Annotated in this window: 11 protein-coding genes and 4 tRNA genes; 10 read left to right on the top strand and 5 right to left on the bottom strand. The window is 71.7% G+C overall.

Annotation, left to right across the window (positions count from 1 at the left end; translation table 11 throughout):
• Positions 1-197 precede the first annotated feature (197 nt).
• Together ACFV7Q_RS24715 and bldC are read left to right on the top strand one after the other, a co-directional pair.
• Positions 198-1052, top strand: a complete 855-nt coding sequence (locus ACFV7Q_RS24715) for a hypothetical protein (protein WP_385431462.1) — start codon at positions 198-200, stop codon at positions 1050-1052.
• Between the two features lie 503 nt (positions 1053-1555).
• A complete protein-coding gene (gene bldC / locus ACFV7Q_RS24710) occupies positions 1556-1762 on the top strand; it encodes a developmental transcriptional regulator BldC (protein ID WP_003949541.1) in 207 nt (68 codons plus the stop codon).
• 636 nt (positions 1763-2398) lie between these two features.
• Here bldC and ACFV7Q_RS24705 read toward each other — a convergent pair.
• A tRNA-Asp gene (locus ACFV7Q_RS24705) sits at positions 2399-2472 on the bottom strand.
• A 114-nt stretch (positions 2473-2586) separates the two neighbouring features.
• Entirely contained in the window at positions 2587-6540 is a 3954-nt protein-coding gene (hrpA, locus tag ACFV7Q_RS24700; RefSeq protein WP_385431461.1) for an ATP-dependent RNA helicase HrpA, read from the bottom strand.
• Positions 6541-6651: 111 nt separating this feature from the next.
• Between hrpA and ACFV7Q_RS24695 the strand changes: the two genes are divergently transcribed.
• The 3 genes from ACFV7Q_RS24695 to ACFV7Q_RS24685 all read left to right on the top strand — a co-directional run bounded on the left by ACFV7Q_RS24695 (position 6652) and on the right by ACFV7Q_RS24685 (position 8828).
• Positions 6652-7101 carry a hypothetical protein gene (locus ACFV7Q_RS24695; protein ID WP_385431460.1) on the top strand — a complete coding sequence of 150 codons (450 nt, stop codon included), beginning with the start codon at positions 6652-6654 and terminating at the stop codon, positions 7099-7101.
• A 75-nt stretch (positions 7102-7176) separates the two neighbouring features.
• Entirely contained in the window at positions 7177-7986 is an 810-nt protein-coding gene (locus ACFV7Q_RS24690; protein WP_385431459.1) for a DsbA family protein, read from the top strand.
• Entirely contained in the window at positions 7983-8828 is an 846-nt protein-coding gene (locus tag ACFV7Q_RS24685; RefSeq protein ID WP_385431458.1) for a cytochrome c biogenesis CcdA family protein, read from the top strand. The genes ACFV7Q_RS24690 and ACFV7Q_RS24685 overlap by 4 nt, the downstream gene beginning before the upstream one ends.
• A gap of 40 nt (positions 8829-8868) precedes the next feature.
• On the opposite strand, the gene ACFV7Q_RS24680 is transcribed toward ACFV7Q_RS24685, so the two are convergent.
• From ACFV7Q_RS24680 to ACFV7Q_RS24670, 3 genes are all read right to left on the bottom strand, one after another.
• Positions 8869-8942: transfer RNA gene (locus ACFV7Q_RS24680), tRNA-Phe, on the bottom strand.
• Between the two features lie 22 nt (positions 8943-8964).
• Positions 8965-9038, bottom strand: a tRNA-Asp gene (locus tag ACFV7Q_RS24675).
• 39 nt (positions 9039-9077) lie between these two features.
• Positions 9078-9150, bottom strand: a tRNA-Glu gene (locus ACFV7Q_RS24670).
• A gap of 128 nt (positions 9151-9278) precedes the next feature.
• Between ACFV7Q_RS24670 and ACFV7Q_RS24665 the strand changes: the two genes are divergently transcribed.
• The 5 genes from ACFV7Q_RS24665 (at position 9279) to ACFV7Q_RS24645 (ending at position 13654) form a co-directional block, all read left to right on the top strand.
• Positions 9279-9635, top strand: a complete 357-nt coding sequence (locus ACFV7Q_RS24665; protein ID WP_385431457.1) for a metallopeptidase family protein — start codon at positions 9279-9281, stop codon at positions 9633-9635.
• A complete protein-coding gene (locus tag ACFV7Q_RS24660) occupies positions 9632-10177 on the top strand; it encodes a fluoride efflux transporter FluC (RefSeq protein WP_385431456.1) in 546 nt (181 codons plus the stop codon). Before ACFV7Q_RS24665 ends, ACFV7Q_RS24660 begins: the two co-directional genes overlap by 4 nt.
• Positions 10174-10548, top strand: a complete 375-nt coding sequence (gene crcB, locus ACFV7Q_RS24655) for a fluoride efflux transporter CrcB (RefSeq protein WP_385431455.1) — start codon at positions 10174-10176, stop codon at positions 10546-10548. Before ACFV7Q_RS24660 ends, crcB begins: the two co-directional genes overlap by 4 nt.
• A gap of 160 nt (positions 10549-10708) precedes the next feature.
• The gene (locus ACFV7Q_RS24650) at positions 10709-11224 is read left to right on the top strand and encodes a hypothetical protein (protein WP_385431454.1); all 516 of its coding nucleotides are present in this window, start codon (positions 10709-10711) and stop codon (positions 11222-11224) included.
• A gap of 258 nt (positions 11225-11482) precedes the next feature.
• Positions 11483-13654 (top strand): DEAD/DEAH box helicase, encoded by a 2172-nt coding sequence (locus ACFV7Q_RS24645; RefSeq protein WP_385431453.1) that lies wholly within the window; start codon positions 11483-11485, stop codon positions 13652-13654.
• Positions 13655-13712: the final 58 nt, after the last annotated feature.

Raw genomic sequence — 13712 nt, 5'->3', positions numbered from 1 at the left:
ATGCGGCGGAAAGACGCCCGCCCTGCGGGTGGGGGAGGGCGTGCTGGGAGCAGAGTAAGACCTGGAACGCGCCCGCAGGGGACCTGTCCGTGGATCGGAACACTCCCGGAGTACGGGGTGCGCCGGGCCTCGCCGTGCCGGTGGTCCGCCGGCTGTCCGGCGGAGTAGCGCCGGGTGGGGCGGGGGAGTACGAGAGCGTGAGTGAATCCTCCGAGACCGGGTTGCCGTCGGCCCGTTCGGCGCCGACCGTCCCGTACGCCTCCTACCTGCGAGTCTACGAGCCGCTGGCGGCGTTCGCGGAGCCGGAACGGAGGCACTGGGCCGCCTACGCCCGGCGCGGTGCGGCGCCGACCGCGCAGGACGAACTGCGCCGATCCCTCGCCGAGTTGGTGCGGGTTCCGCTGGCGGGGGTGCCGGTGCACGAGAGCTCGGACGCCTTCACGGCCGAGGTCGACGGGGTGCTCCTGGTGTGCCCGTGGCGGACCAGGCTGCGCGGCTGGCTCGCGCTGCAGGAGCTCGTCGAGCAGTTCCCGCTGCCGGTGCTGGACGCTGCGCTTCCGCCGGAGGCGCGGCGGAGGGCGGCCGAGGAGTACGAGCGCTGGCGCGAGCGGAATCCCGATGCGCGCCCGTGGATCCGTACCGGAGTGTGGCAGGTACCACTGCGCTGGTTCGTCCTCGTGTCCGACGATGAGCGGGAGTACCTGCCGGGTGAGCGGCTGCGCTACCGGACTCCGATGGTGCAGGCCCGGCGGCGGCTCGCGCGGGGGTTGCGCACCCTGCGGGAGTCGCCGGGCTACGAGGCGCTCGCCGAGGGCCTGGTGGAGGTCGGCACCTGGCTGGAGGAGTTCCATCCGCGGTCGATGGTCGAACTGGACTACGGCGGGCTGGTCCACGCGCTGCCGGCGGACCGGCTGGCGGGGGACCGCTCGGCCCGGGAGGTCGCGGCGGGGATCGCGGCGCTGAGGTCGGGTGACGAGGGGGCGGCGGCAGCGGTGTACGAGGAGTTGCGGGACCGGTGGCGTGAGGTCCGGGAGAGACTGTTCGCCAACTAGTTCGTCCGTCGGGACGGACGGGGAAACCGGTAAACCGGTTAATCGGGTGGAAGGCCCGGGACCTACGTCCCGATACGGGCCATTGGCTCAAGCGTGACGGACTGCACTAAACACACCCTTGCGCCCTTCCCCTACCCTCGTGCCAAAATAGGACAAGGAGTCCGGGGAGGGTTCCTTCCGCCCAACTAAGGGCGGAATGCTCGGCATTGCACTCTACGGGGGGTCTGAGGACTCCTGATGGCTCTGTGACTGATCGTCACAGTGGGGTGACTGTCCGTTATGGGGCGGTCCATCGGCTTCCGACCGCTGATGAACACCTCGGAGGGCAATTCCATCGGTTTGGCCGTCGAGGCTGGACGGATGGTGTAGTTGTAGTGCCGAGGACAAGCCGTTCGTCCTATAACCGACTCGGCCCGCGTATGTCCATTTCGGGCAACGCGGGCCAAGGTGCAGAATTTAGAGGAAAGAACCGAGATGGTTCGGTTCTCCCGAGGAGGCCGCTCATGACCGCTCGCACCCCTGATGCCGAGCCGCTGCTGACCCCGGCTGAGGTTGCCACGATGTTCCGCGTGGACCCGAAGACGGTGACCCGCTGGGCCAAGGCCGGCAAGCTCACGTCCATCCGCACCCTGGGTGGGCACCGCCGTTACCGCGAGGCCGAGGTCCGTGCCCTGCTCGCGGGAATTCCGCAGCAGCGCAGCGAGGCCTGAGGTCGCGCAAGCACCCCGCTTTAACGGGTAGGAATCGGATCCCCCAATCCGATGAAACCCACATGGCTTCATGCGGCCGGACCTGCCCCAACAGGTTCCCGGCTGTTCGATCGCGCTGGACTCCGCCGGGTCCAGCGCGATCTTTTTTGTGTCTCCGGCACCTCGGCGGAGTGGGTGCCATTGCACATATTAAATTGAGGGCACGTATGGGCGCGATAAATGTGCGTGTCGCGAAAACTCGTGTGGTGACTCCTGTCACAGGCTGTCACTCTTGTGCATTCCGCAATGCACCCGTAAGGGGATGTCCCACGCACAGCGGTCTCATGCGGACGGGCGATTTTTGCGGATGGAATCATTCCGTGGCACTGCAGGCCGTCGCGGCGGGCACGGTGAACCACGGGGCCGACGGAGCTCACGGGACCGGTGGGTCCCCAGAGGCCGACTCGGCGGCGTCCGGCGGGCCCGTACGGCGCCGGAACCGCTCCTGAGCGCCCGCCCCGGCCTGCGGCTCCCCGGGAGGCGGGGAGGCCGGTACGGGCGGCGTGCGAGCTGCGCACGAGCTGCCTCCGAACGGCAGGCGCTCTCATGCATGCAGCAGGGCCCGCATCCGATCGGATACGGGCCCTGCTCTTGCTGCGATCCTGACGGGACTTGAACCCGCGACCTCCACCTTGACAGGGTGGCGAGCTAACCAACTGCTCCACAGGACCTCGATGTGCGGCCACCTTCCCGGTGGCTGCGCATCAGACTGTACATCAGCGCGGGGGGTCCGGTCGAACCGGCCGCCGTGGCGGTCACACGGGCGGCCGTCACGCGGGCCGCCGTCACGGGGCGGCCGCGTCCACCGCCTTCACGATCCGCTTGTCCGAGATCGGGTACGCCGTCCCGAGCGCGTGCGCGAAGTAGCTGACCCGCAGCTCCTCGATCATCCAGCGGATCTCGGTGACCTCCGGCGGGACCGGCCGACCCTTGGGCAGCTGCTCCAACAGCCAGGCGTACTCGTCCTGCATCTCGTGGACCTTCTCCATGCGCGTGGTGTCGCGCTGGACGGCCGTCGGCATCTGCTGCAGCCGCCGGTCCACCGCCACCAGGTAGCGCATCAGGTCCGGCAGCCGGCGCAGGCCCGTGAGGGTCACGAAGCCCGCCGGCATGAGCGCCGCCAGCTGCGCCTTGACGTCCTGGAGGTTGGCGACCAGGGCCAGGCTCTGCGTGGCCTTCAGCCGCCGCTCGCAGGCCTGCCAGGCGGCCAGCACCTGCTGCACCCGGTCGACCGTGCGCACGGTCGTGTCCACCAGGTCGGCGCGGACCGCCTCGTACAGCTTGCGGAAGCCCGCCTCGTCCCAGGCCGGGCCGCCGTGGTCGGCGATCAGCTTGTCGGCGGCCGCGGTCGCGCAGTCGTCGAACAGCGCCTGGACGGAGCCGTGCGGGGTGCGCGACAGGGCCAGCTTCTGCTGGTTGCTCATCCGGTCCGAGGCGAACTTGGCCGCGTTCACGGGGATGTTGAGGAGGATCAGCCTGCGCGTGCCCAGCCACATCGCCTGCTGCTGCTCGGCCTCCGTGTCGAAGAGCCGCACGGAAACGGTCGCGCCGTCGTCGACCAGCGCCGGGTACGCCTTCACCGGCTGCCCCGCCCGCCGGGTCTCGAACACCTTGGTGAGGGTGCCGATGGTCCAGTCGGTCAGCCCGGTGCGCTCCACCGACTCCCTGCCCGCCCGCTCGGCAGTGGCCGCGGCCGCCTTGGAAAGGGCCTGGCGGGCCTTGGGCCGGAGTTTCAGCCGCAGCGCCTCCAGGTCCTTGTCCTCCGCGATCTTCCGGCGGCGCTCGTCGACGATCCGGAAAGTGATCTTCAGGTGGTCGGGGAGCCGGCCGGTGTCGAAGTCCTCGGCCGTGACCGGCACTCCGCCCATCCGGTGCAGTTCGCGGGCCAGGGTGGCGGTCAGCGGCTCCTGGAGGGGCACGGCCGAGTCCAGGAAGCGGGCCGCGAAGTTCGGCGCGGGAACGTAGTGCCGGCGGATCGGCTTGGGCAGCGACCGGATCAGCTCCGTGACGACTTCCTCCCGCAGGCCCGGGATCTGCCAGTCGAAGCCCTGGTCGGTGACCTGGTTGAGCACCTGGAGCGGGATGTGCACGGTCACGCCGTCCGCGTCCGCACCGGGCTCGAACTGGTAGGTCACGCGGAACTTGAGCTGCCCCTGTCGCCAGGAGTCCGGGTAGTCGGCCTTGGTGACCCCGGCCGCCTTCTCGGTGAGCAGCATCTCCCGCTCGAAGTCGAGGTGCTCGGGCTGCTCGCGCCGCTTGTGCTTCCACCAGGAGTCGAAGTGCGCCCCGGACACCACGTGCTCGGGGATCCGCTGGTCGTAGAAGTCGAAGAGGGTCTCGTCGTCGACGACGATGTCGCGGCGCCGGGCCCGGTTCTCCAGCTCCTCGACCTCGGTGAGCAGCTTGCGGTTGTCGGCGTAGAACTTGTGGTGGGTCCGCCAGTCGCCCTCGACCAGGGCGTGGCGGATGAACAGCTCGCGCGAGACCTCGGGGTCGATGCGCCCGTAGTTGACCTTCCGCTGGGCGACGATCGGGATGCCGTACAGCGTGACCTTCTCGTACGCCATGACGGCCGCCTGGTCCTTCTCCCAGTGCGGTTCGCTGTACGTGCGCTTGATCAGGTGCCCGGCCAGCGGCTCGACCCATTCGGGTTCCACCTTGGCGTTGACCCGGGCCCACAGTCGCGAGGTCTCCACCAGCTCCGCCGACATCACGAACCGCGGCTGCTTCTTGAACAGCGCCGAGCCCGGGAAGACCGCGAACTTGGCGCCGCGCGCGCCGAGGTACTCGTTCTTGTCGGTGTCCTTCAGGCCGATGTGCGAGAGCAGGCCGGACAGGAGGGAGATGTGGACGTGCTGCTCCGGTGCGTCCTCCTCGTTCACGTGGATGCCCATGCCCCGGGCGACCGTGCGCAGCTGCGAGTAGATGTCCTGCCATTCGCGGATCCGCAGGAAGTTCAGGTACTCCTGCTTGCACATCCGGCGGAAGGAGGACGAGCCGCGCTCCTTCTGCTGCTCGCGGACGTACCGCCACAGGTTGAGGAACGACAGGAAGTCGCTGGTCTCGTCCTTGAAGCGGGCGTGATGCTGGTCGGCCTGGGTCTGCTTGTCCGAGGGCCGCTCGCGCGGGTCCTGGATGGACAGGGCCGCCGCGATGACCATGACCTCGCGGACGCAGCCGTTCTTGTCCGCTTCGAGGACCATGCGGGCCAGCCGCGGGTCCACGGGAAGTTGGGACAGCTGGCGACCCATCGGGGTGAGCCGCTTGCGGGCGTCCTTCTCCTTGGGGTCCAGTGCGCCGAGCTCCTGGAGGAGCTGGACGCCGTCGCGGATGTTGCGGTGGTCCGGCGGGTCGATGAAGGGGAACTTCTCGATCTCGCCGAGGCCGGCCGCGGTCATCTGGAGGATGACGGAGGCCAGGTTGGTGCGCAGGATCTCGGCGTCGGTGAACTCGGGACGGGCGTTGAAGTCGTCCTCGGAGTAGAGCCGGATGCAGATGCCGTCGCTGGTACGGCCGCAGCGGCCCTTGCGCTGGTTGGCGCTGGCCTGCGAGATCCGCTCGATGGGCAGGCGCTGGACCTTGGTGCGGTGGCTGTAGCGGGAGATCCGGGCGGTGCCCGGGTCGATCACGTACTTGATGCCGGGGACGGTCAGGGAGGTCTCGGCGACGTTGGTGGCGAGCACGATCCGGCGGCCGGTGTGCTGCTGGAAGACGCGGTGCTGCTCGGCGTGCGAGAGGCGGGCGTACAGCGGCAGGACCTCCGTGCTCTGCCAATCAGCGCCTGCGGCGCGGGGGAGCTTCTTGATCAGGGCGTCGGCGGTGTCCCGGATCTCGCGTTCGCCGGAGAGGAAGACCAGGATGTCGCCGGGGCCCTCGGCCTGGAGCTCGTCCACGGCGTCGCAGATCGCGGTGATCTGGTCGCGGTCGCTCTCCGCCGCGTCTTCGTCGGCCGCCTCCAGCAGGGGGCGGTAGCGGACCTCCACCGGGTACGTGCGACCGCTGACCTCGATGATCGGGGCCTCGCCGAAGTGGCGGGAGAACCGCTCCGGGTCGATGGTCGCCGAGGTGATCACGACCTTGAGGTCGGGGCGCTTCGGCAGTAGCTGGGAGAGGTAGCCCAGCAGGAAGTCGATGTTCAGCGAACGCTCGTGCGCCTCGTCGATGATGATCGTGTCGTAGGCGCGCAGCTCGCGGTCCGTCTGGATCTCGGCGAGCAGGATGCCGTCCGTCATCAGCTTCACGAAGGTCGCGTCCGGGTCCACCTGGTCGGTGAAGCGGACCTTCCAGCCGACCGTCTGCCCGATCTCGGTCTTCAGCTCCTCGGCGATGCGCTCCGCGACCGTGCGGGCGGCGATCCGGCGGGGCTGGGTGTGCCCGATCATGCCGCGGACGCCTCGGCCGAGGTCCATGCAGATCTTGGGGATCTGCGTGGTCTTGCCGGATCCGGTCTCACCGGCGACGATCACGACCTGGTGGTCGCGTATCGCTTCGGCGATCGCGTCCTTCTTCTGGCTGACGGGCAGGTTTTCGGGGTAGGTGACCTCGGGCATCCGCGAGGCACGCGTGGCCAGCCGCGCGGCGGCCTTCCCGGCTTCCGCGGCGATCTCGTCGAGCACGGCCTGCTTGGCCTCGGGCTTGCGGATGCGGCGGGCGCCTTCGAGGCGGCGGCCGAGGCGGTGCGCGTCGCGGAGCGGGATCTCACCGAGAAGCGTCTGCAGGGCGGCGAAGGAAGTAGACATACCTGCTTGAGGATCTCACCCGGGAGTGCCGGGTGGCGAACGCATTTGTCGGGTGGACCCGTACCATTTCGGGACGAGTTCCCCGTCCCTCCGCCGTGAGAGGCCCCACGTATGCCGAGCAGCGCACACCCCCGCGGGTGGGCCGTGCTGCTCGCGACCGTGCTGGCGCTGTTCTGCGCCCTCGCGGGGACGGGGGCCGGCGCGGGGTTCGGCGAGGAGGCGGTGCCCCCGTACGGCCGGACCGCGGCCGCCGCCCCGGGCCCCGCAGGCGCGGCGGGCTCCGCCGGTGGCGCGGCCCCTTCGGCCGTCCCTGGTGCTCCGGCCGCCTCCGATGCCGGGGAGCGGGGGCCCCGGTGCGGGCCGGGGCCCGCCGCGCCCGACCGGGCCCCGGCCGTACCGGCCCGGGCGGGGACGCACCTGGACCACGCCCTCGCCGTCTGGGCGCGGCCCGCGCTGCCGGGCAGCGCGGCCCCCCGTCGCGCACCCGGTCCGCCGTGCGGTGTGCGCGGGCCCGACCGGCCGGCGCCGGGGCCGGTGGAGCTGTCCGTGATGCGGGTGTAGGAGGGCGACCGGCCGGTCTCCCGATCCGCCCGTCCGCCTCCGCCCCACCCCTTCGCACAGCTCTGGAGCAGCCGCATGCCCGCTTCCCCTTCGTCCTCCCGCCCCTCTTCCCCCTCTTCCCCCTCTTCCTCTTCCTCCCGCAAGGCCCTGCTGGCCTGTGCCGGGGTCGCGGTCGCCGCCGCGCTCATGGGACTGGTGTCCTGGCAGGCCTCCACCTTGGACAAGACCCCCGCACGGTCCTCCTCCTCCGCCGCCGAACCGCGGCCTTCCGGGTCCGATCCCGCCGCCGGGCTGGCCCAGCTCGCCCGGCGGGACGCGGGCGACAAGCTGGCCCTCGGCCGTGCCGACGCGCCCGTCGTGCTGATCGAGTACTCCGACTTCAAGTGCGGCTACTGCGGCAAGTTCGCCCGTGACACCGAACCCGAGCTGATCAAGAAGTACGTCGAGGACGGCACCCTGCGCATCGAGTGGCGCAACTTCCCGATCTTCGGCGCGGAGTCCGAGGCCGCGGCCAAGGCGGCCTGGGCCGCGGGGCAGCAGGACCGGTTCCGGCAGTTCCACGAGGCCGCGTACGCCCCGGGGGCCAAGGAGAAGGGCTTCGGCGGGGCGCGGCTGCTGGAGCTGGCCCGGGAGGCCGGGGTGCCGGACCTGGAGCGCTTCCAGCGGGACATGGCCGGGGACGCCGCCGCGGCCGCCCTGGCGAAGGACCGGGAGGAGGGCCACCGCATTGGGGTCAGCTCCACCCCGTCCTTCCTGGTGGGCGGACAGCCGATCGCGGGCGCCCAACCGTACGGCGCCTTCGCCGCCGTCATCGACCAGGCCAAGGCGAACGCCCGGGCCGCGGCCGGGGCCGGGGTCGGGGCGGGGACGGGGGCGGGCCGGTGACGGACATCGGCTACCTGGCGGCCCTGCTCGGCGGGCTGCTGGCGCTGCTCAGCCCGTGCAGCGCGCTGCTGCTACCGGCCTTCTTCGCGTACTCGATCGACTCTCCGTCCCGGCTGATCGCACGCACCGGGATCTTCTACGCCGGCCTGGCGACCACCCTGGTCCCGCTGGGCGCGGCCTCCTCGACGGCCGGGCGGTTCTTCCACGGCCACCGCGACGGGCTGGTGCTGGCCGGCGGCTCGCTGATCATCCTGCTGGGGCTGGCGCAGGTCCTGGGGCTGGGCTTCGCCCCGCGGCGGATCTCGGAGCTGTCGGGGCGGATCCGGCCGACCACGGCCGCCTCGGTGTACGCGCTGGGCGCGGTCTACGGGCTGGCCGGCTTCTGTGCCGGCCCGATCCTGGGCAGCGTCCTGACGGTGGCGGCGGTCGGCGGCAGCCCGGTGTACGGGGGCCTACTGCTCGCGGTGTACGCGCTGGGGATGGCCGTACCGCTGTTCTTGCTGGCGCTGCTGTGGGAGCGGTACGACCTGGGGCGGAGGCGCTGGCTGCGCGGGCGCACGGTCCGGGCGGGCCGGTGGGAGCTGCACACGACCTCGCTGCTGTCCGGGCTGTTCTTCATCGCCCTGGGCGCGCTGTTCCTGGCGTACGACGGGGCGAGCGCCCTGCCGGGCCTGCTGGACGTGGAGGACTCGTACGCGGTGGAGCAGCGGGTGGGGGCGGTAGCGGAGGCGGTGCCGGACTGGGCGCTGCTGGGGCTGGTGGCCGTCGGCGCGGCGGTGGTCGCCCTGGTGCGGACGCGCCGCGGTGCCCGGGTCGGGGCGGAGGAGCGGGTGACGGAGTAACGAGGAAGGCCCCGTCCGATGGACGGGGCCTTCCTGTTCGTGGCTGGGGCCGGGGTCGAACCGGCGACCTATCGCTTTTCAGGCGATCGCTCGTACCAACTGAGCTACCCAGCCACGAGACCGTTTCCGGCCTCAGCGATCCTGACGGGACTTGAACCCGCGACCTCCACCTTGACAGGGTGGCGAGCTAACCAACTGCTCCACAGGACCATGCAGTGTGCGAGAACAAGTCTTGCACACGGTAATGCGTACCCCCAACGGGATTCGAACCCGTGCTACCGCCTTGAAAGGGCGGCGTCCTGGGCCACTAGACGATGAGGGCTAAAGGCCCGCCGGGGCGCTTTCCAGCGCGTCGGGGACGTGAGAAGCATATGGGATGCGGGGAGGTATCGCCAAAACGGTTTCTCCCCCACGCGTGGGAGGCGCCCCTACGGGAGGGAGAATGACCGGGTGCTGGAGATGACACGCGAGGAGTTCGAGGAGCTCGTTTCCGAGGCCCTGGACCGCATCCCGCCGGAGCTGACCCGGCTGATGGACAACGTGGCGGTCTTCGTCGAGGACGAGCCGCCGGCCGAAGCGGATGATCCGGAGCTCCTGGGGCTCTACGAGGGAACGCCGCTCACGGAGCGGGGCGAGTGGTACGCCGGGGTGCTGCCCGACCGGATCACCATCTACCGGAACCCCACCCTGCGGATGTGCGAGGACCGGGAGGACGTGATCGCCGAGACGGAGATCACGGTGGTGCACGAGATCGCCCACCACTTCGGGATCGACGACGCCCGGCTGCACGCGCTGGGCTACGGGTGACCCACCCCGCCGAGGGGGCCGAAGGGGGCGAGGGGGTCGGGGCGATCGACCCGGACGTCGACCTGCACGTGCCCGCGCAGCGCGCCGAGCGGCAGGGGCCCGTGTTGGCGGCGGTCGCGGCGGGCGGGGCGCTCGGGTCGGCGGCGCGCTACGGGCTGGAGCTGCTGTGGCCGGCCGGGCCGGGGGCGTTGCCGTGGGCCACGTTCTGGACCAACACGTCCGGCTGCCTGCTGATCGGCGTCCTGATGGCGCTGATCGGCGAGCGCGGGCGGACCTCCCCGCACCCGCTGCTGCGGCCCTTCGTCGGGGTGGGCGTGCTGGGCGGGTTCACCACCTTCTCCACGTACGCGGTGGGTTTCGCGCGGCTGCTGGACGAGGGCGAGGCCGAGCTCGCACTGGCGTACGCCGGGCTCACCGTGGGCGCGGCGCTGGGCGCGGTCTGGGCCGGGGCGTCGGTGACGCGGCTGGCCGTACGGACGCGCGAACGGACACGGACACGGACATGGACGCGGGCGCGGGCGCGTGAGCGGGGGCGCGGGTGAACTGGCTGCTGGTGGTGGCGGGCGGGGCCGTCGGGGCGCCGTTGAGGTACCTGACGGACCGTGCGGTGCAGGCGCGGCACGATGCGCTGTTCCCCTGGGGGACGTTCGTCGTGAACGCGACCGCCTGCCTGCTCCTCGGGGTGCTGACGGGGGCGGCGCTGGCCGGGGCGGCGTCCTCGCGGTGGATCCTGCTGCTGGGGACCGGGCTGTGCGGGGCGCTGAGCACCTACTCGACGTTCTCGTACGAGACGCTGAGGCTGGCCGAGACGGGCCGTCGGTTCCTGGCGGTGGCCAACGTTGCGGCGTCGGTGCTGGCTGGGCTGGGTGCGGTGGTCCTCGGGTCGCAGGTGGCGCGGCAGCTGTTCGCCTGACCCTGCCGCCGGGCGCGCCGCGTCCGCGGGCGTACGCCGTCCGGGGGTTGTTGATTGCGGACAGCCGGTGTCCCCAAGGGCGTGTCTCTTACGGGGCAAAGGGAGTTGGGCACATTGACCCGCTGTTCCGCGGACCTGACTGCCCACCCGGAGGTGCCCCGTGCGCCAGTTGTCCGCTTCCCTCCGACTGGCCGTCACCGCACTCGCGGTCGCGGCCTCCGCAGGCTGCATGAGCGTCGGCGCGGACGCCGCCAAGCCCGGGCCCTCCTCGCCGGCGGACCGCAAGTCCGCGGCCGAGGCCGGCGTGGGCGGCGCTGGCGGGCGGAGCGCCGGGGTGCACGGCACCGGCCACGGCGCCAAGGCGGGTGCTGCCGCCCCGGACGGCAAGGCCTCCGAGGACGGCAAGGCCTCCGGTGCGACCGGTGCCTCTCCCAGCCCGGGCGCGCCCGCCGGGCGGCCGGGTGCGCCGTCGCCTTCGGCGGGGCCGGGGGGCGGGGCCGGAGGGCAGGGGCCCCAGCAGCCGCCCTCCGACGGGGGTGGAAGCGGTGGGTCCGGTGGTTCTCCGGCCAGTCCCCCGGCCCAGTCGCCGACCCCGCAGCCGCCCGTGTCCTCCCCCGCACCGCCCACCCCGACGACGCCGCCGCAGCCGGAGCCCAGCGTCTCGGCCACCGTCTAGCGGGCGGTCGGCCGGTTCCGGTGGTCAGCCCGGGCCGGGATCGCCGCAGGTCAGGGCGGATTCGGCAGGAGCAACTTGCCATACCCCCAGAAGGGTGCGTATGGTTATAGATCGTTTGATCCCATTGCCCGGCGCCGATCCGAAGCGCGCCGTGTGGCGCGTACTCTCCCTAGCCGTGGCTGACCGCATCGAGGCGGTCGATTTGCGATTCACGGAGTTTGGGCGCGTGCCGAGACTCCGGAAGGTTTCGCATTTCGCATGTCCATTTCCAGTTCTGACCGTGCCGTCATGCCCGAGAACGACGCCAACGAGATCGTCGACGCCGTTGAGGCCCTCGTCGTGACGGAGGCCATGGAGGCCGCCGAGGCGGACGAGATCATCGAGGCCCTTGAGGCCGACGTGGCCGACGTCGCCGACGCGCTCGACGCCGACGACTCCGACGCCGACTCCGAGCCGGAGGTCACCTTCGCGGACCTCGGCCTGCCCGAGGGCGTCGTGCGCAAGCTCGCGCAGAACGGTGTCACCGTCCCGTTCCCGATCCAGGCCGCGACCATCCCGGACGCACTGGCCGGCAAGGACATCCTCGGCCGCGGACGCACCGGCTCCGGCAAGACCCTCTCCTTCGGCCTGCCCACCCTGGCGCGCCTCGCCGGTGGCCACACCGAGAAGAAGAAGCCCCGCGCGGTCATCCTCACCCCGACCCGCGAGCTCGCGATGCAGGTCGCCGACGCCCTCCAGCCGTACGGCGACGTCCTCGGCCTGAAGATGAAGGTCGTCTGCGGCGGCACCTCCATGGGCAACCAGATCTACGCCCTGGAGCGCGGTGTCGACATCCTCGTCGCCACCCCCGGCCGACTGCGCGACATCATCAACCGCGGCGCCTGCTCCCTGGAGGACGTCCAGGTCGCGGTCCTCGACGAGGCCGACCAGATGTCCGACCTGGGCTTCCTGCCCGAGGTCACCGAGCTCCTCGACCAGGTCCCGGCCGGCGGCCAGCGCATGCTCTTCTCCGCCACGATGGAGAACGAGATCGCGACCCTGGTCGACCGCTACCTGTCCGACCCGGTCAGCCACGAGGTCGACAGCGCCCAGGGCAACGTCACGACCATGACCCACCACGTCCTCGTCGTGAAGCCGAAGGACAAGGCCCCGGTCACCGCCGCCATCGCCGCCCGCAAGGGCCGCACCATCATCTTCGTCCGCACCCAGCTGGGCGCCGACCGCATCGCCGAGCAGCTCCTCGAGGCCGGCGTGAAGGCGGACGCCCTGCACGGCGGCATGACGCAGGGCGCCCGCACCCGTGTCCTCGCCGACTTCAAGGACGGCCACGTCAACACGCTCGTCGCCACCGACGTCGCCGCCCGCGGCATCCACGTCGACGGCATCGACCTGGTCCTCAACGTGGACCCGGCCGGCGACCACAAGGACTACCTGCACCGCTCGGGCCGCACCGCGCGCGCCGGCAAGTCCGGTGTCGTGGTCTCCCTGGCGCTCCCGCACCAGCGCCGCCAGATCTTCCGCCTGATGGAGGACGCGGGCGTCGAGGCCTCGCGCCACATCGTCCAGGGTGCCGGCGCCTTCGACCCGGAGGTCGCCGAGATCACCGGCGCCCGCTCGCTGACCGAGGTCCAGGCCGACTCCGCGAACAACGCCGCCAAGCAGGCCGAGCGCGAGGTCGCCGAGCTGACCCGGCGCCTGGAGCGCATGACGCGCCGCGCGTCCGAGCTCCGCGAGGAGGCCGAGCGCCTGGTCGCCCGCTCCGCGCGGGAGCGCGGCGAGGACCCGGAGGCCGCGGTCACCGAGGCTTCCGAGGCCGCCGCTGCCGAGGTCGCCGCGCACGTCGCCGCTGCCGTGGCCGCCGAGGAGCGCCAGGCCCGCCGCGACGAGCGCCGTGACGACCGTGGTGAGCGCCGTGACGACCGCGGTGGTTTCCGCCGTGACGACCGTGGTGACCGCGGCGATCGTGGCGGCTTCCGCCGCGAGGACCGTCCGTCGTTCAACCGGGACGACCGTGGTGAGCGTCGTGACGACCGCGGTGGCTTCCGTCGTGACGACCGTGGTGACCGTCGTGACGACCGCGGCGGCTTCCGCCGTGAGGACCGTCCGTCGTTCAACCGCGAGGACCGTGGTGACCGCGGTGGCTTCCGCCGCGACGAGCGTCGTGACGACCGTGGCGGCTTCCGCCGGGACGAGCGTCCGTCGTTCAACCGGGACGACCGTGGTGACCGCGGCGACCGCGGTGGTTTCCGTCGTGACGACCGTGGTGACCGTCGTGACGACCGCGGTGGCTTCCGCCGCGACGACCGCCCCTCCGGCGGCTTCCGCTCCGGCGCCGGTGACCGCCCGTACGGCCGCCGCGACGACCACCGTCCGTCCGGCTCCTTCGGTGGCCGCCGCGACGACAAGCCCCGCTGGAAGCGCAACGGCTGACCTGCGCCGCCAGTGATCTGACGGTCCGGAAGGGCTCGCCCGGCACGAGGTGCCGGGC

It is taken from the genome of Streptomyces sp. NPDC059851 (assembly GCF_042732005.1).
Classification (GTDB): Bacteria; Actinomycetota; Actinomycetes; order Streptomycetales; family Streptomycetaceae; genus Streptomyces.
The sequence above is the reverse complement of the archived record's forward strand: the minus strand, read 5'-3'. Positions and strand labels throughout refer to the sequence as shown.